Genomic DNA, 19,519 nt, shown 5'->3' with positions numbered 1-19,519 from the left:
GAGAGACGACGATGTCCCATCGCTTGAAAGGGGCTTTGGTGCTCGTGGCGGGGCTGTTGCTCCTGTCCGCGTGCACCGGGCCGAAGGCCGAGGAGAAACCCGCCGCGGGCGCGGGCCCGGAGACGACCCAGCCCAGTGGGCCGCTGCGGGTCGCGGTCATCTCGCACGGCACGGCGGGTGACGCGTTCTGGAACGTGGTCAAGAACGGCGCCGAGGAGGCGGGCAGGCAGCTCGGCGTCCAGGTCGAGTACAACTCCGACGGAGACCCCGGCAACCAGGCCAAGCTGATCGACAACGCGGTCGCCCAGCAGGTCGGCGGACTGGTGGTGTCGATGGCGAACCCGGAGGCGCTCAAGACCTCGATCGAGAACGCGGTCCGCGCGGGGATCCCGGTCATCACCATCAACTCCGGCGAGGACAAGAGCGCGGGCTACGGCGCGCTCACCCACGTCGGGCAGAACGAGTCCATCGCCGGCGAGGAGGCCGGGAAGAAGTTCCGGGAGCTCGGCAAGAAGAAGCTGCTCTGCGTGGTCCACGAGGCGGGCAACGTCGGGCAGGCGCAGCGCTGCGACGGCGCCAAGACCGGTTTCGCGGGCGACGTGCAGACCCTGCAGGTCGACATCAGCAACCCTGCCGACGCCGAGTCCCGGATCAGGGGCGCGGTGCAGACCGACTCCTCGCTCGACGCCGTCCTGACACTGAACTCGCAGGTCGCGGCGCGGGCGGTGAGCGCGATCAAGGCGGTCGGGTCGCGGGCGCAGGTCGGCACCTTCGACCTCAACACCGACGTGGTCGGCGCGATCAAGGCGGGCGACGTGGTCTTCGCGGTCGATCAGCAGCAATACGAGCAGGGCTATCTCCCGGTGCAGTTCCTCAAGCTCTACCGGGACAACGCGAACGTCGTCGGCGGTGGGAAACCGGTGCTCACCGGACCCGACCTGGTCGACAAATCCACTGTGGACACCGTCGGCCGGTACGTGCAAAGGGGCACGCGATGACAACCACCACCCTCGACGAACGCGTCGCGAAACCGCGGCTGCTGGACAGGCTGGTCGTCCGGCCCGAGATCGGCGCGCTGCTCGGCGCGGTCGTCGTCTTCCTGTTCTTCACCGTCGTCACCGACCAGTTCTTCAGCGGCAGCGGCGTGGCGACCTGGCTGGACGACGCCTCGACCCTCGGCATCATGGCGGTCGCCGTGTCCCTGCTGATGATCGGCGGCGAGTTCGACCTGTCGGCGGGCGTGATGACGGCGTCCACCGCGCTCGTCACCGCGACCCTGGCGACGCAGGCGGGCTGGAACGTCTGGCTCGCGCTGTTCGCTTCGCTGGTCTTCGCGCTCGCCGTCGGCGCGTTCAACGGCTGGCTGGTGATGCGCACCGGGCTGCCGAGCTTCATCGTCACCCTGGGCACGTTCCTGGCGCTGCAAGGGCTCAACCTCGGCGTCACCCGGCTGGTCACCGGCACCGTCCAGGTCTCCGGGATGCGCTCGACCGACGGCTACGAGTCCGCCGGTTTCGTCTTCGCGTCCACAGTGGACGTCGGCGGGACGGCGTTCCAGATCGCAGGCGTCTGGTGGATCGGGTTCGCCGTGCTGGCGGCCTGGCTGCTGGTCCGGACCCGCCTCGGCAACTGGATCTTCGCCGTCGGCGGCTCCGCGCAGAGTTCGCGCGCGGTCGGGGTCCCGGTGGTGCGCACCAAGATCATGCTGTTCATGACCACCGCGCTCGCCGCGTGGCTGGTCGGCTCGATCAACATCCTGCGGTTCGCGAGCGTCCAGGCGAACCAGGGCATCGGCCTGGAGTTCCAGTACATCATCGCGGCCGTGATCGGCGGCTGCCTGCTGACCGGCGGGTTCGGTTCGGCGATCGGCGCCGCGATCGGCGCGCTGATCTTCGGCATGGCGCGGCAGGGCATCGTGTTCGCCCGCTGGGACAGCGACTGGTTCATGCTGTTCCTCGGGGTGATGCTGCTGTCCGCGGTCCTGGTCAACAACGCCTTCCGGCGGCGCGCGGAAAGGGTCCGGCGATGAGCCACAGCCAAGCCAAAGAGCTGCTCTCCGTACAGGACGTCGGCAAGACCTACGGCAGCGTGATCGCGCTGCGCGACGTCTCCACGGTGGTCAACGCGGGTGAGGTGACCTGCGTCCTCGGCGACAACGGCGCCGGCAAGTCCACGCTGATCAAGATCCTCGCCGGGGTCCACCAGCACGACCGGGGCGAGTTCCTCGTCGAGGGCGAACCGGTCAAGTTCGCGTCGCCGCGCGAGGCGCTCGATCGCGGTATCGCGACGGTGTACCAGGACCTGGCGGTCGTGCCGCTGATGAGCGTGTGGCGGAACTTCTTCCTCGGCTCCGAACCGACGGTCGGCTTCGGCCCCTTCCGCGCGCTGGACCGGAAGAAGGGCCGCGAAACGACCAAGAAGGCGTTGTCCGACATGGGCATCGACCTGCGGGACGTCGAACAGCCGGTCGGCACGCTGTCCGGTGGTGAGCGGCAGTGCGTCGCCATCGCGCGGGCGGTGCACTTCGGGGCGAAGGTGCTGATCCTCGACGAGCCGACGGCCGCGCTGGGCGTGAAACAGGCCGGTGTCGTGCTCAAGTACGTCGCGCAGGCCCGCGACCGGGGGCTCGGCGTCGTGCTGATCACGCACAACCCGCATCACGCGTACCCGGTGGCCGATCGCTTCCTGCTGCTCAAACGGGGCGCCCCGCTCGGCGCCTACGAGAAATCCGGGATCGACCTGGCCGAGCTGACCCGGCAGATGGCCGGTGGCGCGGAACTGGAAGCCCTCGAACACGAACTGCGAGCCGCGGAGTCCCCTTCATGACCGCTCTCGAAGCACTGACCGTCGGCCGGGTCGGGGTGGACCTCTACCCCGAACAGAGCGGCGTGCCGCTGGCCGGGGTCAGCACCTTCGCCAAGTCGCTCGGCGGCACCGCGACCAACGTCGCGGTCGCCGCCGCGCGGCTCGGCCGCTCGACCTCGGTGCTGACGAAGGTCGGCCCGGACGGTTTCGGCGACTACGTACGGCAGGCACTGCGGGAGTTCGGCGTCTCCCCCGAACACGTCGGGACGTCGGCCGGGTTGCAGACACCGGTGGTGTTCTGCGCCCTGGACCCGCCCGCGGATCCGCCGCTGCTGTTCTACCGGTCCCCCGTCGCCCCGGATCTGACCCTCGCCGAGGCCGACGTGCCCTGGGACGTCGTGGAAACGGTGCCGCTGCTGTGGGTCACCGGGACCGGTGTCTCCGTCGAACCGGCACGCGGCACCCAGCGCGAGATGCTCCGGCGGCGCGGGCGCCGCGCGCATACCGTGCTGGACCTCGACTTCCGGCCGATGTTCTGGCCCGGCACCGAGACGGCGCACGAAGAGATCGGGTGGATGCTCGACCACGTCACGGTCGCGGTCGGCAACCGCACCGAGGCCGAGGTCGCCGTCGGCACGGCGGACCCCGACGAGGCCGCGTCGCGGATGCTGGCCAGGGGTGTCGAACTGGCGGTGATCAAGAAGGGCGCCGAAGGGGTGCTGGTGGCCACCGCCGAGGGTCGCTGGACCGTGCCTCCCCAGCGGGTCGACGTCGTCTGCGGGCTCGGCGCCGGGGACGGTTTCGGCGGCGCGCTGATCCACGGCCTGCTCTCCGGCTGGGATCCGGTGCGCATCGCCACCTACGCCAACGCGGCGGGCGCGCTCGTCGCTTCCCGGCTCGCCTGCGCCGACGCCATGCCCACCGCCGACGAGATCGAGGAGTTGTTGTGAGCAAGCTGCACCGTCCACTCGGGACGCTTTCGGACGAGCGGGACCCGGTCCGGCTCACCCCGGATTCGGCGGGCTGGACCTACAGCGGTCTGAGGGTCCTTTCGCTGACAGCAGGCGAGTCCAGGATCGTGCGCACCGGCGAGTACGAGGCGTTCGTCCTGCCGCTGGCGGGAGCGTGCACCGTCCGGGTCGACGGACAGGTCTTCGAGCTCACCGGCCGCGATTCGGTGTTCACCCGGGTCACGGACTTCGCCTACGTCCCGCGCGACGCCGAAGTCGAGTTGTCGACAGTCGAGGGCATCGAGGTCGCGCTGCCGATGGCGCGCTGCGCGCGTCGCCTCGAACCGCGCTACGGACCGGCCGAGAACGTGCCGGTGGAGGTGCGCGGCGCGGGGCAGGCCACGCGTCAGGTCACCAACTTCGGCGTGCCCGGCGTGTGGGACCACGCGGACAAGCTGAACGCGTGCGAGCTGATCACCCCCGGCGGCAACTGGTCGTCGTACCCGCCGCACAAACACGATGAGGCGTCCGAGTGCGAGGTCGTCAACGAGGAGATCTACTACTTCCGCGTCGCCGGCCGCGACGGCGTGACGACCTCGCGCGAAGGGTTCGGCCTGCATCGGACGTACACCTCGGACGGTGAGCTGGACGAGGACGTCGCGGTCCGGGACGGGGACGTCTTCCTGATCCCCCGCGGCTATCACGGGCCTTGCGTCGCCGCGCCGGGTTACCCGATGTACTACCTGAACGTCCTGGCGGGGCCCGCCGTCGAGCGGTCGATGGCCTTCTGCGACGACCCGGCACACGGCTGGGTCCGCGAGACCTGGAACGACCAGGAACTCGATCCACGCTGCCCGGTCACGAGCCACGAAGGACGGGTCTCATGAAGCTGACCACGGCACAGGCCCTGGTGCGCTGGCTGCTCGCGCAGCGGTCGGAAACCCTTGACGGACGGGAAGTCCCGCTGTTCCCCGGGGTGTTCGCGATCTTCGGGCACGGCAACGTCCTCGGGCTCGGCACCGCGCTGGAGGAGCACCGCGACGAGCTCCCCCTGTGGCGCGGGCAGACCGAACAAGGCATGGCGCTCGCCGCGGTCGGCTACGCGAAGGCGACACATCGGCGCCAGGTCGGCGTGGTGACGTCGTCGATCGGGCCCGGCGCGCTGAACATGGTCACCGCGGCCGGGGTCGCGCACGCCAACCGGCTGCCGGTGCTGCTGCTCCCCGGGGACACCTTCACCAGCCGCGCCCCGGATCCGGTGCTGCAGCAGGTGGAGCATTTCGGCGACCCGACGGCCACGGTCAACGACGCCTTCCGCCCGGTGAGCCGGTACTTCGACCGGATCACCCGGCCCGAGCAGCTGCTTTCGACGCTGCCGCAGGTCGCCAGGGTGCTGACCGATCCGGCGGACGCCGGCCCGGTGACGCTGGCGCTGCCGCAGGACGTCCAGGCGGAGACCTACGACTTCCCGGACGCGCTCTTCGCACCGGTGACTCATCGCCCCCTTCGTCCGCGGCCCGATCGCCGGGCGCTCACCGAAGCGGCGGGCGTGCTGCGATCGGCGCGGAAACCGTTGCTGGTCCTCGGCGGCGGTGTCCGGTACTCCGGCGCGGGCGAACGCTCGCTGGCCTTCGCCGAGCGGCACGGGATCCCGGTCACGGAAACCACGGCGGGACGCACGCTGGTCCCGCACGGGCATCCGCTGCACGCCGGGCCGCTGGGCGTCACCGGTTCGGCGTCCGCGAACGTCCTGGCCGCCGAGGCGGACGTCGTGCTGGCCGTCGGCACCCGGCTACAGGACTTCACCACGGCGTCCTGGACGGTGTTCTCGCCCGGCATGCGGCTGATCACCCTGAACGCCGCCCGGTTCGACGCGGTCAAGCACGGCGCGCTGGCCGTCGTCGCCGACGCCGAAGCGGGTCTCGCGGATCTGGCCGCGCAGCTGGAGAGCTGGCAGGTCGATCCTTTGTGGACGGAGCGCGCGGCGGCGGAACGCGGCCGGTGGGACGCGCATGTCGACACCCTGCGCGCCGCTCCCGGCCCCGAGAAGTCGTCGACCGTGCCGACCTATGCCCAGGTCGTCGGCGTGGTCAACGACCTCTCCGGACCGGAGGACTACGTGATGACGGCGTCCGGCGGGATGCCGGGCGAACTGATCGGCGGCTGGCGCGGATCGGGTTCGGTCGGCATGGACGTCGAGTACGGGTTCTCGTGCATGGGCTACGAACTCGCGGGCGCGTGGGGCGCGGCGATGGCGCGCACCGGCGGCCTGGTCACCACGATGCTCGGTGACGGCTCGTACCTGATGCTGAACTCGGAACTGTTCTCCGCCGCCTTCGCCGGGCATCCCTTCGTCGCGGTGGTCTGCGACAACGACGGCTACGCGGTCATCGCCCGGCTGCAAGAAGGTCAAGGCGGCAAGCCGTTCAACAACTTCCTCACCGATTGCCGGAGCGCGCACGCCTCGCCGCCCCGGGTCGACTTCGCGAAGCACGCCGAGTCGCTCGGATGCGCGGTGTTCTCAGCGTCCTCTTCGGACGATGTGCGGACGGCTTACGCGAAGGCGCGGGAAGCCGCGGTGGCAGGGAAGCGACCGGCGGTGGTCGTGGTGCGGACCCGGCCGGACTCGTGGACCGAGGCCGGTGCCTGGTGGGAGGTCGGCGTCCCGGAGCACCTTTCCGGCCGGGAGGGATTCGAGCGCGGGAAGTCGGGGCAGGTGCGGTATGTGACGAGCTAGGGCGCGGCCGCGTCCAGTCAACCGGCTGGACGCGGCCGCGCCGACCCCCGCCCTATTTGTCAAAGCTGGCGAAGTACCCGGCCGCCATGTCCTCGTCGCCGTGCCCGGCTTCGGAAGCGCGGGCGAAGCGGGCCCGCCCGGCCTCGACGGCGTCCATCCGGACACCCGCGCGGGCCGCGGCCGCCAGCACCAGCCGGGCGTCCTTCTCGGCGTTGTCGACCGAGAAGGCGGTGGTGTAGTCGTTCTTGAGGATCGCGGCGGATTTCGCCTGGAAGTAGCCGTTGTCCATGGGGCCGCCGGTGACGACGTCGACGAAGTGCCGCGGGTCGACGCCGAGTCCTTCGGCCAGCGCCAGCGCCTCGCCGACGCCGTGGGTCAGGGCGATCACCCACGTGTTCAGCACCAGCTTGAGCCGGCTCGCCGCGCCGGAGCGGCCGTCCTCGCCGACCCACAGCGTGCGCTTGCCGATCGCGTCGAACAACGGCTGGACGGTCTCGCGCGCTTCGGCCGCGCCCGCCGCCAGCACGATCAGCTGGCCCTGCTCGGCGGGCTGGCGGGTGCCCTGCACCGGCGCGTCGACGAAGACGAGACCTTGCTCGTCGGCGTAGGCGATCAGGTCGTCGACGGCGTCGCCGACGGTGCTGAGCTGCACCCAGACCGTGCCGGCGGCGGGGGCGGCCGCGCGGATCGCCTCCAGCACCGCCGCGCCGTCCGTGAGGACCGTGATCACGACCGGCGCGCCCTCGACGGCTTCCGCCGCGCTCGGCGCGACCTGGACACCGTCCCCGGCGAGGGCTTCGGCCTTGGCCGCGGTGCGGTTCCAAGCCCGGACCGCGAACCCGGCCTTGCTCAGGTTGCGGGCGACCGGGGCACCGATGATCCCGGTGCCCAGCACCGCGACGGTTTCCGTCATGACTCGCCTTCACTCCTCGTCTCGTTAGTGGAATGTTCGTTAAAGAACGAGCGCGAAGGAAATCGGCTCGAACGCGGGGGCTGATCACGAAACCTGGAACATCAGAACGCCTCGATGGTGGTTTCGACGACTTGGGTGAGCGCTTGCCGGTCCGCGGTCTTTCCCAGCACCCGCAGGCCGTACATCGCGGCGAGAGTGAAGCGCGCCAGCGCACGTGGGTCCCGGCCCGCGCCGATCTCACCCGCCTGCCGGGCGGCGGCGAACTCGACGTGGAACGCGTTCTCCACCCGCTCGAAGTTGTGGCGGACGCGGGCGGTGACCTCGTCGTCGACGCCGCCGAGTTCCAGGGCGGCGTTGACGGCCAGACAGCCGCGATGCGTGGCCGAGGTGTCCATCTCGTCGTGGACCACGTCCATCAGCACGCGCCGGATCCGCTCCCGGATGGTCCCCGGGGCGACCAGCATCTCCTCCACGCGCGTGGCGGACGTTTCCTCGTACCGGCGCAGCGACTCCTTGAACAGCTGCTGCTTGCTCGAAAACGTGTTGTACAGGCTTCCCCGCCCCAGGCCGGTGCCGTCGACCAGGTCCTGGGCCGACGTCGCCGCGTATCCCTTGCGCCAGAACGTGCCGACCGCGGCGTCGAGCACCTCGGTGGGATCGAATCCCTTCGGACGGGGCATGCCGACCAGCATCGCACGTTCTGTAACGATCAGTCAAATACCGGTGGTCAATGTTCCGCCAGCAGCGAGCCGAAGCCGCGCACGCGGTCGGTGACGCCGTTCCGGCGCAGGGCGTGCCAGTACAGGACGACGTTGTTCGAGATGACCGGTTTGCCGAGCCAGAACTCGGCTGCCGCCGCGACGCGCGCCATGGCGACGTTGGTGCCGACCTGGACGATGGCCTCGACGTCGGCGCTGTCGATCGCCTTGACCGCGTCCCTGAGTTCGGCCTCGGAGACGTGGGAGATCCGGGCCGGGCTGGGCATGCCGAGGCCGTGGAGGCTCAGCAGGTCGTAGCCGCTGTCGGAGAAGAAGCGGCTCACCGAGTCGTCGCCGACCGGCAGATACGGCGTGATGACCGCGATCCGGCGGGCTTCGTGCGCCGCGAGCGCGGCGTTGATCGCGTCCGGGCTCATCGTCACCGGCAGGCCGCCCGCGGCCTCCCGCATCGAATCGAGCACGCGGCCGTGTGAATCCGTTCCCTCCCAATAGCTTTCCGGGGACACGCCGACGATCACGCAGTCGGGTCCGCAGCCGGTGACGCTCCGGATCGCCGGATGCGTCGACAGCCGGATGCTGTGCATGACGTGGCCGAAACCGGGCTCGTCGACCATCGGATCGTCGCCGATGACCATCCGGCCGGTGTGGTTGGTGACGCCGTCGGGGCGCAGCGCGTCCAGCTCGGGCTGGGCCGAGGTGTTGGTGGACGGGACCACGACGCCGACCTTGAGGCGGGGACCGAGGGAGTCGGGCACTACTGGATCTCCTTAGCTCAGCGGGAATCGAGCCGGGCACGGATCGCCGACACCAGTTCGGCGACCCCGTTTTCCTTGAGGACGCTGTAGTGATCGCCTTCGAGCGTGACCACCTCCGGCGGCGTGGCCGAGTACCCGGAGCTGTTCTCGACGAACGAGTAGTCGTCGCCCGCGGCCTTGAACAGCGTCACCCGCGCCGCGATCCGCCGCCGCGCGAGCTCACGGAAGGTGTAGTCGAACTCGTAGGTCTCCTCGACGATCCGGATCACGCGACGGATGAGCTGTTCGCCGAGAGCGGGCAGTAACTCCGCCACGAAGGCCACGAAGCCGTCTTCGTCGCGGACGGTCTCCTGGCAGGCCAGCGGTTCCGGTCCGGAGATCGACCCGAGGAAGACCGACAGCAGGATCGTCAGGTACGCCGGGTTCGTGTAGCTCGCCACCCGCTCGTTCCTGCCCTCGACCTCGGGGTTTCCCGGGCAGATCAGCAGCAGGTCGGCCACCCGCTGCCCCTGCTGTTCCAGCTGCCAGGCCGTTTCGAACGCGACCCGCGCGCCGAACGAGTACCCCCACAGCGTGTACGGGCCCTCCGGCTGGACACGCCGGATCTCGGCGACGTCGGCCTTCGCCATCTCCTCGACGGTGGCGTACGGCGTCTCACCCGCGTTGATCCCGTGGGCCTGCACTCCGTGGAACGGCCGCCCCAGGCCGCTTTCCGTGGCCAGCAGCCGCAGGTTCATCGGATACCCGCCGAGTCCTGGCCAGCAGAACACCGGGTCGCCGTCACCGGCCGCCAGCGGGACGAGCCGCGACGAGGGCCGGTCGGCGTCCTCGCCGATCCGGGCGGCCAGATCGGCCAGCTTCGGGCACTCGAAGACGACCTGCAACGGCAGCCGGGTGCCGTACTCGCGGTTGATCCGGTTCACCAGGGAGACCGCGGTCAGCGAGTTGCCGCCGACGGCGAAGAAGTCGTCCAGCGCCGAGACGTCGTCGTACTTCAGCGCCTTGCCCCACACCCCGGCCAGCCACCGCTCGTGGCTCGTCGAGGGCGCGACGTACGGTGCTCCGCTCGTGGAGCGGACGGCGTCGGCCCGCGCCAGCGCGTTCGCGTCGACCTTTCCGTTGGCGGTCAACGGCAACTCGTCCAGCACCAGCACCCGGTTGGGGATCATGTAGTCGGGCAGGGTGGTCGCGAGTTCGTCGCGGATGAGCTCCGCCGGGCCCTTCATGTGCACGGCGTCCTCGCGCATCCCCTCGTCGCGCCGCTGCTCCCGGCTCACCTTGCCGCCGACGAAGAAGTACGACGGACCGGGGGCGATCCCCTGCCCGGCGAGGATGTCGTCGATCCGCCGGGCGGCGGGCAGCGGGTTGCCGCTCTTCGAGCTGTAGCCCGACGACATCAGGCCGATCCCCAAGCCGTTGCGCTGCAGGTGATGCAGCTTCGTGCCGAGCCCGATGTACTCGAGCCACTCGTCGGCCGTCCGGCTGACCGCGGTGATGCCGAAGGCGGCACGTCCGTACACCTGCTGGTTGATCGCGATCACGTGGTTGGCCTCGATCAGCTTGCCGGAGACGTGCTCGAAATCCCCGTCCCGCCAGCGGTAGGTGCCGGCGGGCAGGCCTTCGACCCGGTCCGGATGGGCCTGGACGAACAACTCGGTGTCGTCCCGGCGCGGCTCGCCGTCGACGGCGTGCAAGGAGAACGTGCCGAGGTAGTGGTCGTCGTCGGCGGCACCGGCGCGAGCGGCCACCGCGGGGTCGAACCCCGAGGGGCTGACCGTGAGGCCGTAGCCGGGCAGGATGTCCTCGAACACGCCGACCATGTGGCCTGTCTCGAATTCGAGGACCTCGCGGATGTTGTTCTTGTAGACCGGTTCGACGGCGCCGGTGCGGCCGATGAAGTGCACCGAATGCCCGGTCCCCGTGTTCGCGCCGATCAGGACCAGCGTGTGGTCGATCGGGTGGTAGTAGTAGATCCCGGCTCCGAGACCGTCGAGACCGCTGGTCTCCAGGTACAGCTGCGTCGCGTACAACGCGCCCGGCGAGGCGTAGGAGTACTTCGGCAACAGCCGCTCATCGCTGCGGAACGCGCCGAACCAGCGCAGCAGCTCGCCCAGTTCGGCGAACGCGAGCTCGCCGGGTTCCCGGGAGTACGTCCCGGCCGGGCGCGGCGCCAGGAGCGCGACGAGGTCGTCACGGGTCACGGCGCCGCCCTCGTAGTGGCGGTAGGTCTTGCGCGCGAAGACTTCCCGGCGCTGACGAGTGGTCTCCCGCTTGCCGTCCAGCGCGACGACCGAGCGGCCGTCGAGATCGGTGCGCACGCCCGGATCGGACAGCTGCGCCTTGACCTGCAGTTTGCTGGCCTTCGACTGATGGTGCCCGCCGTGGTTGCCCTGGTCCATCACCGCGGCTTCGCGTGGATTCAGCTCCACACAGGCGACGAGCGACTTCGAACCGGTCCGAGCGTCGTCCGTCACCACCGCGGCGGCACGGCGCACCCACGTGTGCTCCTCGATCGCCACCGCGATCTCGTCCAGCTCGACGCGGTAGCCGCGCAGCTTGACCTGGTTGTCGGCGCGGCCGACGAACTGCAGGGTGCCGTCCGGGTTCCAATAGGCGAGGTCCCCGGTGCGGTACAGCCGTTCGGTCGGGACGAACGGGTTCGGCACGAACTTCTCGCTCGTCTGCCCGGGCCGGTTCAGGTACCCGCGGGCCAGCTGGACACCGCCGATGTAGAGCTCGCCCGTCTCCCCGATGTCGACCGGGGCGAGCTCGGCGTCGAGCACGAAGCACTGGGTGTTGTCGACCGGCACACCGATCGAAACTGTCCCGGCGCTCTCGCCGATCGTGTCCGGATCGACGACGTGGGCGGTCGCGTTGATCGTGCATTCGGTCGGCCCGTACAGGTTCACCAGCCGCGCCGACGGCAGCTCACGGGCGAGTTCCCCGGCCAGCTGACGCGAGAGGGCCTCGCCGCCGGAGAACAGTTTCCGCAACGACGCGCAGGTCCCGAAGCGTTCCGTGTCGAGCAGCGCCTGCATCAGCGTCGGGACGCACTGCAGCGTGGTGACGCCGTGCTCGATCACCGTGTCGATCAGGACCTCGGGATCCCGGAAACTCCCCGGCGCGCTCATCACCACGCGGGCGCCCGCGGCGGGCGCGAGGATCTCCCATTGCGCGGCGTCGAAACTCATCGGCGTCTTCTGGAGCACCGTGACGCCCGGGTCGAGGTGACCGCAAGCCTGCAGCCAGCGCATCTGCGACACGACGCTGTGCTGCTCGATCATCACGCCCTTCGGCTTGCCGGTGCTGCCGGAGGTGTAGATGACGTAGGCGAGCGAGTCCGGGCGGGGTCCGTACGCGACCTCGCCCGCCGAGCCGCGGACGTCGGTCACGGACACGATCCGGGTCCCGGCGGGTGCCAGCCCGGCGAGCCTGCCGGCGAGGCGCGGCTGGGTGACGACGACACCGGTCCGGCTGTCTTCGAGCATGTACCGCAGCCGGTCTTCCGGATACTCCGGGGACAACGGCAGATACGCGGCGCCGGAGGCGAGAATTCCCCAGGCGCCGACCAGCAGATCCGCGGAAGGCTCGACGTGCAGACCGACGAGCTCGTTCGTGCCGATCCCCAGACCGGCGAGATGCGCGGCGAGTTCCGCACTCGCTTCTTCGAGTTCGCGAAAGGTCAATTCGCGGTCACCGTCGACGACGGCGACGGCTTCCGGTCGCGTCCGCGCCCAGTGCGCGAGCAGATCCGTGAGGCAGGTAGCGGAACGGACGCGATGAGGCGGCGTGACGTTCTCGGCGGACATCATGATCTTTTCCCCTGGCAATGCCATCCCCCGTTACGAATTTCGTGGCCGCGCACCGTTTCGACGCGCTGCTCGTGAACCTCGAAGCACAGGAGCGGCCCGAGCCCGCCCGAGATACCGGCCGGGCGGAGAACGGCCCGAAAGTTTCCCCGACTGGAATTTCCTTGACAAACAAGAGAACCCGATTCACGGAGCGGAAAACCCCTTCCCGCAGGCCGATAATCGTGGCGGCCCGAACCACCCGCCCCGCCGATCATTCTTTTCTTCCCTTTGGGGCCGGAATCCTCTCCCGCCCCGGCGTATCCGCCACACTCGAAAGCATGATTCCCACTTTCGTCTTCGTGCACGGTTCGGGGAGTTCGGCACACGCCTGGTCGGCCACGCAGCGGGAAATGGCGTTACACGGGCATCGGACGCTCGCGCTCGATCTCCCCGGCCGGGGCGCCGGGTTCACCCGGGCCTACTACGAACAGGACCTCGAAACCTTCGCGGCCGAGCCGTCACCCCTGAGCGACGTGACCCTGGACGACCTGACCGGGCAGGTCGTCGACGCCGTCCAGCGAGTACGCCACCACGGCCCGGTCGTCCTGGTCGCGCACAGCTTCGGCGGGCTCCCGGTCACCGCCGCCGCCAACGCGATCCCCGAACTGATCGACCGGGTCGTCTACCTCGCCGCGCAGTGCCCGGTGGAGCGCCATCCCGGCGAGTACCCGGCGCTGCCCGCGTGGTCGTCCGCCGATCTCTTCACCGCGACGGCGCCGCTCATGATCGGTGACCCGGCGAGTCAGGGCTTCATCCGGGTCAACTGGCGCGGGGCCGACCGCGCGCAGCGAACCGCGCTCCGGAACGCCGTCTCCGGTGAACTCACCGAGGAGCAGTTCCTCCAGTTCGTCGTCACGAGCCAGCCCGACGAGGTGTTCTGGCTGACCGGACCCGAATGGGACGTTCGCGCCGACAAGGACTCCTGGGGCCGGATCCCGCACACCTTCGTCAAACTGACCGAGGACCGCTCCATGCCGCTCGCCGTCCAGGACCTCTACATCGCCGAGGGCGACGCGCTCACCCCGGACAACCCGTTCGACGTCCGCGAACTCGCGAGCAGTCACGCCGGGTTCTTCCGAAAGCCCGCTCAGCTGGCCGGGATCCTCGACGACCTCAGCGTCCGAGCAGCCGCCGGATCTCGGTGACGGCGGCGCGGCCCGCCCGGTTCGCCCCGACGGTGCTGGCGGACGGGCCGTAGCCGACCAGGTGCAGCCGCGGTTCGGCGACGACGCGGGTGCCGTCCATCCGGATCCCGCCGCCGGCCGCGCGCAGGCGCAGCGGCGCGAGATGGTCGATGGCGGCCCGGAAACCGGTGGCCCAGAGAATGATGTCGGCGGGTTCGAAGGTGCCGTCCGCCCACCGCACGCCGTCCGGGGTGAGCCGCTCGAACATCGGGTGACGGTCGAGGATGCCCGCGTCCAGCCCCGCCCGCACCTCGGGCGTCACCGCCAGATCGGTCACGCTGACGACGCTTTTCGGCGGCAGGCCCTCGCGGACCCGCCTGTCGACCTTGGCGACGGCCTCACGGCCCCAGTCCTCGCTGAACGGCTCGTCGCGCCACACCGGCGGGCGCCGGGTCACCCAGCGCGTCGAGCGTGCGAAGGGCGCGATCTCCAGCAGCAGCTGAACGGCCGACGCGCCCCCGCCGACCACGACCACGCGCTTGCCGCGGAAGTCGCCGGCGCCGGTGTAGTCGGCCGTGTGCAGCTGGCGGCCGCGGAAGGTCTCCTGTCCCGGGTAGTACGGCCAGAACGGCCGGTCCCAGGTGCCGGTCGCGCTGATCACCGCGCGGGCGGCCCAGGTCTCCGCGGCGCTCGCCACGACAAGCCGGTCGCCCTCGGCGCTGACCGACTGGACGTCGACGGGGCGATGGACCGGGAGGTCGTAGGTGCGCTCGAAGCGGCCGAAGTACTCGGAGACGACGTCGGCGGCGGGCAGTTTCGGATCCGGTGTGCCGAAGGCCATCCCAGGGAGGTCGTAGATGCCGTGGACCTTCTCCACGAGCAGCGAAGGCCAGCGGTACTGCCAGGCGCCGCCGGGCCGTTTGCCGTGGTCGAGCACGACGAAGCCCGCCTCGTTGGCGAATCCGGCGCGGCGCAGGTGGTACGCCGCCGACAGACCGGCCTGGCCCGCCCCGATCACCGCCACGTCGACTTCGTGATCCGCCTTCATACCGGGTTCAACGGATCACGGAAGCGGCTATTTCGTCCGCTGCGTCACAGTCAGCGTTTCAGCGCCCGCACGATCGCGACGATGACGAGCACGCCGGCGAGCGCCACCAGCACGGGCGCCACGCGTTTGACCACGGATTCGCCCGCGTACTCCATCAGGTCGATGGCCTCGCTCTCCGGCTTCACCGCTTTCAACGGCGGGCGCTCCGGGGTCTCGGGTCTCTCCGGCTCGGGTTCGGGTTCGGCCGTGGTGGCGAGCTTGCCGGACAGGCAGTCCGCGAACGAGTCGAGGATCTTGCCGCCGACCTCGGAGATCATCCCGCGCCCGAACTGCGCGGGCTTGCCGGTGACCGCCATTTCGGTGGCGACGGCGCCATGGGTGACGCCGTCCTTCTCCGACAAGGTGAGCGTCACCGTCGCCGACGCCGTACCCGCCCCTCGGGCGTCCTTGCCGGAGGCCTTGATCACCACCTTCTTCGCCTCGGCGTCCTTCTCGACGAAATGGCCGGATCCCTTGTAGAGCAGGGAGATCGGCCCGAGCTTGACCTTCACCGTGCCTTTGAAGGCGTCCCCGTCGACTTCGGTGACGGTGGCACCGGGCATGCACGGCGCCACCCGTTCCGGGTCGACGACGGCCTTCCAGACCTCGTCGATCGGGGCGGGGACGGTGAATTCGTGGTCGAGCCGCACGGGCCGACCTCCCTTCTCTCTAGGACCCTGCCGCGGCGAGGACCGCGCGGCCGGTCAGCACCCGCGCGAGGTGCTGCCGGTACTCGACGTCGGAGTTGCCGTCGGCCGTCGGGTTCGTGCCCTCGGCCGCGTGTTCCGCCGCCCCTCGGATCGCCTCGGCGGTGGCCGCGCAGCCGACCAGCGCCGCTTCGACCGCGACCGCCCGCACCGGTGTCGAGCCCATGTTGGTGAGCGCGACCCGCGCCTCCTCGATGGTGCCCGCCTCGGTGCGGACACAGGCCGCGACCGCGACCATCGACCACGCCTGCGCGACCCGGTTGAACTTCTCGTAGTGGGCGCGCCAGCCGGTGTGCTTCGGCACGCGGACCTCGACCAGGAGCTCGTCCGCGGCGAGCGCGGTGGTGAACATGTCCTGGAAGAAGTCCGCCGCGGCGACCGTCCGCCGTCCGCCGGGCCCGGCGACGACGAGTTCGCAGCCGAGCGCGAGGACCGGGGCCAACAGGTCACCGGCGGGATCGGCGTGCGCGATGGCGCCGCCGAACGTGCCCCGATGGCGGATCTGCGGATCGGCCACCGTGTCGGTGGCTGCCTTGAGCAACGCGGCGTGCTCGGCGACCAGCGCGTCCCGCTGGACGTCGTAATGCGTGGTCATCGAGCCGATGACCAGCGCGTCGCCCTCCTCGCGGACACCGCGCAGCTCGCCGACCTTTCCTAGGTCGACCAGCGTGGTGGGCGTGGCGAGCCGCATCCGCAGCACCGGCAGCAGGCTTTGCCCGCCCGCCAGCACCTTGGCGTCCTCGCCCGCTTCGGCGAGGGCGGCGATCGCCTCGTCCACTGTGGACGGTGCGACGTAGTCGAACGGGGCCGGGATCACTGGGCACCTCCGGTGGCGTCGATCGAACCGAGTCCGCCGCCCGCTTCGGAACCCAGCCCGCCCTCGGCGGCCGACCCGTGCTTGACGGCGTGCCAGACCCGCATCGGGGTCAACGGCATTTCGATGTCGTTCACCCCGAAGTGCCGGACGGCGTCGACCACGGCGTTGACCACCGCCGGGGTCGAGGCGATCGTGCCCGCCTCGCCGACTCCCTTGGCGCCCAACGGGTTCGTCGTCGACGGTGTCTCGGTACGGTCGGTGGTGAAACCGGGCAGATCCGCCGCCGACGGCAGGAGGTAGTCGGCGAACGTGCCGGTGGTCAGCGTGCCGCCTTCGTCGTGGACGGCCTCCTCGAACAGCGCCTGCGCGATGCCCTGCGCGAGCCCGCCGTGCACCTGGCCTTCGACGATCAGCGGGTTGACGACCACGCCGACGTCGTCGACGCAGACGTAGGAGCGCAGCTTCACGCGTCCGGTCTCGGTGTCGACCTCGGCCGCGCACAGATGCGTGCCGTGCGGGAAGGAGAAGTTCTCCGGATCGAACGTGTCCGCCGAGTCCAGCGAGGGTTCGACGCCGTCCGGCAGGTTGTGCGCCGAGAACACGGCCCACGCGATGTCCTGGATGGACGTCGAGGAATCCGTGCCCTTGACCGAGAACTTGCCCGCTTCGAACTCCAGGTCGTCCTCGGCGCATTCCATCAGATGCGCCGCGATCGGCTTGGCCTTGGCGAGCACCTTGTCCGCCGCGTTGACCACCGCGATCCCGCCGACCACCAGCGACCGGGAGCCGTAGGTGTCCATGCCCTTGTGCGAGGACTGGGTGTCGCCGTGGATGACCTCGATGTCCTCGAACGGGACGCCGAGTTTGTCGGCGACGATCTGGCTCCACGCCGTCTCGTGGCCCTGGCCGTGCGCGGAGGCGCCGGTGATCACCTCGATCTTGCCGGTGGGCAGCACCCGGATCTCCGCGTGCTCCCAGCCGCCCGCCGCGTAGTCCAGCGAACCGAGCACCCGCGACGGCGCGAGACCGCACATCTCGGTGAACGTCGAGATGCCGATGCCGAGCTGCACCGGGTCGCCCGAATCCCGCCGTTCCTTCTGTTCGCGGCGGAGGCCGTCGTAGTCGAAGAGTTCCTTCGCCTTCTGGGTCGCGGCCTCGTAGTTGCCCGAGTCGTAGGTCAGCCCGGCGACCGTGGTGAACGGGAACTCCTCGTGCTTGATCCAGTTCTTCTCGCGGAGCTCCATCGGGTCCATGCCCAGCTCGACGGCGAGCTCGTCCATCATCCGCTCGATCCCGAACGTGGCCTCCGGCCGCCCGGCGCCGCGATAGGCGTCGGTGAGCGTGGTGTTGGTGAACACGTTGGTGCAGGCGAAGTGGTACGCCGGGAACTTGTAGATCGCGTTGAACATGAACGCGCCGAGGATCGGCACGCCGGGGCCGACGAGGCCGAGGTACGCGCCCATGTCGGCGAGCAGTTCGACCTTGAGGCCGGTCACCGTGCCGTCGCGGTTCGCGGTGATGGTGAGGTCCTGGATCTGGTCGCGGCCGTGGTGCGCGGCGACCATCGTCTCCGAACGGGACTCGGTCCACTTGACCGGTTTGCCGAGCCGCTGCGCGATCAGCGTCGCCATCATCTCTTCGGGCAGTACGGCGATCTTGCCGCCGAAGCCGCCGCCGACGTCCGGCGCGATCACCCGCACCTTGTGCTCGGGCAGGCCGAGCGTGGCCGCGGTCATCGTCTTGAGGATGTGCGGGACCTGGGTGGCCGACCACATGACCAGCTGGCTGCCGGTCGGGTCGACGACGCACGCCCGCGGTTCCATGAACGCCGGCACCAGCCGTTGCTGACGGAAGCGCCGCTTGAGCACGACTTCGGAGTTCGCGATCGCGTCCTCGACGTCGGATCCCGTTCCCGCGGCGGCGGAATCGAAGACCCAGACCGCGTTCTGGTTGGTCCCGAGATCTTCGTGCACCAGCGGCGCGCCCTCGGCGAGCGCGTTTTCGAGCCCGAGGACGATCGGCAGTTCGTCGTAGTCGACGTCGATCGCTTCGAGCGCGTCATGCGCTTCGGCGGACGTCCGGGCGACGACCACCGCGACCCCCTCGCCCGCGAAGTTCACCGTGTCCGAGGCGAGGATGGGCCGCCTCGGCGATTTCATGTCCGGGGTGATCGGCCACGCGCACGGCATGCCGATGGCGCTCTCCGGGTCGAGGTCCTTCCCGGTGAGCACCGCGACGACACCCGGCGCGGACTTCGCCTCGGTGACGTCGATCGAGACGATCTTGGCGTGCGCGAACGGACTGCGGAGCACCGCGAGGTGCAGCATGCCGGGCAGGCTCAGGTTGTCGGTCCAGCGGGTGCGGCCGGTGATGAGGCGCTCGTCCTCCTTGCGGCGGCGGGCCTTCCCTACCTCCGGTTCGATCGTGGAGGTCATCACTCACCACCCGCGCCGACACGGGAAGCGGTGTCCGAGGCGAGCCGCTCGGCTTCGGGACCGGCACCGGGCCGCATCTGATGGGCTGCGTCACGTACCGCGCGGACGATGTTCTGGTAACCCGTGCAGCGGCACAGGTTTCCTTCGAGTCCTTCCCGGACGGCCTGTTCGTCCGGATCGGGGTTGTCGGCGAGCAGATCGATCGACTGCATGATCATGCCGGGAGTGCAGAACCCGCACTGGAGCGCGTGGTTCTCGTGGAAGGCCTTCTGCACCGGATGCAGTTCGCCGTCCCGGGCCAATCCCTCGATGGTGGTGACCTCGCAGCCGTCGGCCTGGACCGCGAGGACCGAACAGGATTTCACGCTGTGCCCGTCGAGGTGGACGGTGCAGGCCCCGCAGTTGCTGGTGTCGCAACCGACCACGGTGCCTACCTTCCCGACCCGTTCGCGCAGATGGTGCACGAGGAGGGTCCGGGGTTCGACGTCGTCTGTGTAGCTGGTGCCGTCGACGGTGACGGTGATGCGCATCAGGCCTCCAAAAGCAAGAGAAACCCCGCGCTGGTCCGGGGTCGTTCGGGAGCGGCCGGTCATTGGAGTTGTCACGGACCGACCCCGGA

General features: G+C 70.0%; 16 protein-coding genes. 7 read left to right on the top strand and 9 right to left on the bottom strand.

Annotation, left to right across the window (positions count from 1 at the left end; genetic code table 11):
* Window positions 1-11: 11 nt before the first annotated feature.
* Genes IE302_RS33060 through iolD form a run of 6 tightly spaced genes read left to right on the top strand, consistent with a single transcriptional unit; the run spans window position 12 to window position 6,492 of the window.
* Window positions 12-998: a sugar ABC transporter substrate-binding protein gene (locus tag IE302_RS33060; RefSeq protein ID WP_191258378.1), complete on the top strand. Its 987-nt coding sequence runs from the start codon at window positions 12-14 to the stop codon at window positions 996-998.
* Window positions 995-2,029: an ABC transporter permease gene (locus IE302_RS33055; RefSeq protein ID WP_191258377.1), complete on the top strand. Its 1,035-nt coding sequence runs from the start codon at window positions 995-997 to the stop codon at window positions 2,027-2,029. Before IE302_RS33060 ends, IE302_RS33055 begins: the two co-directional genes overlap by 4 nt.
* Window positions 2,026-2,826, top strand: a complete 801-nt coding sequence (locus IE302_RS33050; RefSeq protein WP_191258376.1) for an ATP-binding cassette domain-containing protein — start codon at window positions 2,026-2,028, stop codon at window positions 2,824-2,826. Before IE302_RS33055 ends, IE302_RS33050 begins: the two co-directional genes overlap by 4 nt.
* Window positions 2,823-3,755 carry a 5-dehydro-2-deoxygluconokinase gene (gene iolC / locus IE302_RS33045; RefSeq protein ID WP_191258375.1) on the top strand — a complete coding sequence of 311 codons (933 nt, stop codon included), beginning with the start codon at window positions 2,823-2,825 and terminating at the stop codon, window positions 3,753-3,755. The genes IE302_RS33050 and iolC overlap by 4 nt, the downstream gene beginning before the upstream one ends.
* A complete protein-coding gene (gene iolB, locus IE302_RS33040) occupies window positions 3,752-4,642 on the top strand; it encodes a 5-deoxy-glucuronate isomerase (RefSeq protein WP_191258374.1) in 891 nt (296 codons plus the stop codon). The genes iolC and iolB overlap by 4 nt, the downstream gene beginning before the upstream one ends.
* Window positions 4,639-6,492 (top strand): 3D-(3,5/4)-trihydroxycyclohexane-1,2-dione acylhydrolase (decyclizing), encoded by a 1,854-nt coding sequence (gene iolD, locus IE302_RS33035; RefSeq protein WP_191258373.1) that lies wholly within the window; start codon window positions 4,639-4,641, stop codon window positions 6,490-6,492. Before iolB ends, iolD begins: the two co-directional genes overlap by 4 nt.
* A gap of 52 nt (window positions 6,493-6,544) precedes the next feature.
* Here the strand turns inward: iolD and IE302_RS33030 are convergent, their stop codons facing one another.
* The 4 genes from IE302_RS33030 to IE302_RS33015 all read right to left on the bottom strand — a co-directional run bounded on the left by IE302_RS33030 (window position 6,545) and on the right by IE302_RS33015 (window position 12,691).
* A complete protein-coding gene (locus tag IE302_RS33030) occupies window positions 6,545-7,405 on the bottom strand; it encodes an NAD(P)-dependent oxidoreductase (RefSeq protein ID WP_191258372.1) in 861 nt (286 codons plus the stop codon).
* A gap of 101 nt (window positions 7,406-7,506) precedes the next feature.
* Complete coding sequence (locus IE302_RS33025; RefSeq protein ID WP_229908077.1) at window positions 7,507-8,085, bottom strand: TetR/AcrR family transcriptional regulator; 579 nt, start codon at window positions 8,083-8,085, stop codon at window positions 7,507-7,509.
* 47 nt (window positions 8,086-8,132) lie between these two features.
* On the bottom strand, window positions 8,133-8,879 hold the full coding sequence (locus IE302_RS33020; RefSeq protein ID WP_191258370.1) for a maleate cis-trans isomerase family protein: 747 nt from the start codon (window positions 8,877-8,879) through the stop codon (window positions 8,133-8,135).
* 17 nt (window positions 8,880-8,896) lie between these two features.
* Complete coding sequence (locus IE302_RS33015; protein ID WP_191258369.1) at window positions 8,897-12,691, bottom strand: non-ribosomal peptide synthetase family protein; 3,795 nt, start codon at window positions 12,689-12,691, stop codon at window positions 8,897-8,899.
* Between the two features lie 317 nt (window positions 12,692-13,008).
* Between IE302_RS33015 and IE302_RS33010 the strand changes: the two genes are divergently transcribed.
* The gene (locus IE302_RS33010) at window positions 13,009-13,875 is read left to right on the top strand and encodes an alpha/beta fold hydrolase (protein ID WP_191258368.1); all 867 of its coding nucleotides are present in this window, start codon (window positions 13,009-13,011) and stop codon (window positions 13,873-13,875) included.
* On the opposite strand, the gene IE302_RS33005 is transcribed toward IE302_RS33010, so the two are convergent.
* Genes IE302_RS33005 through IE302_RS32985 form a run of 5 tightly spaced genes read right to left on the bottom strand, consistent with a single transcriptional unit; the run spans window position 13,844 to window position 19,430 of the window.
* Window positions 13,844-14,902 carry an NAD(P)-binding domain-containing protein gene (locus IE302_RS33005; RefSeq protein ID WP_191258367.1) on the bottom strand — a complete coding sequence of 353 codons (1,059 nt, stop codon included), beginning with the start codon at window positions 14,900-14,902 and terminating at the stop codon, window positions 13,844-13,846. The two genes, IE302_RS33010 and IE302_RS33005, sit on opposite strands and share 32 nt — an antisense overlap.
* A gap of 50 nt (window positions 14,903-14,952) precedes the next feature.
* The gene (locus IE302_RS33000; RefSeq protein ID WP_191258366.1) at window positions 14,953-15,591 is read right to left on the bottom strand and encodes an SRPBCC family protein; all 639 of its coding nucleotides are present in this window, start codon (window positions 15,589-15,591) and stop codon (window positions 14,953-14,955) included.
* A gap of 19 nt (window positions 15,592-15,610) precedes the next feature.
* Window positions 15,611-16,465 carry an FAD binding domain-containing protein gene (locus IE302_RS32995; protein ID WP_191258365.1) on the bottom strand — a complete coding sequence of 285 codons (855 nt, stop codon included), beginning with the start codon at window positions 16,463-16,465 and terminating at the stop codon, window positions 15,611-15,613.
* Complete coding sequence (locus IE302_RS32990) at window positions 16,462-18,900, bottom strand: xanthine dehydrogenase family protein molybdopterin-binding subunit (RefSeq protein WP_191258364.1); 2,439 nt, start codon at window positions 18,898-18,900, stop codon at window positions 16,462-16,464. The genes IE302_RS32995 and IE302_RS32990 overlap by 4 nt, the downstream gene beginning before the upstream one ends.
* The gene (locus IE302_RS32985) at window positions 18,900-19,430 is read right to left on the bottom strand and encodes a (2Fe-2S)-binding protein (protein ID WP_191258363.1); all 531 of its coding nucleotides are present in this window, start codon (window positions 19,428-19,430) and stop codon (window positions 18,900-18,902) included. Before IE302_RS32985 ends, IE302_RS32990 begins: the two co-directional genes overlap by 1 nt.
* Between the last annotated feature and the right edge of the window lie 89 nt (window positions 19,431-19,519).

Origin of the sequence: Amycolatopsis oliviviridis, assembly GCF_014654365.1 — a bacterium.
Taxonomy (GTDB): Bacteria; Actinomycetota; Actinomycetes; order Mycobacteriales; family Pseudonocardiaceae; genus Amycolatopsis; species Amycolatopsis oliviviridis.
The sequence above is the reverse complement of the archived record's forward strand: the minus strand, read 5'-3'. Positions and strand labels throughout refer to the sequence as shown.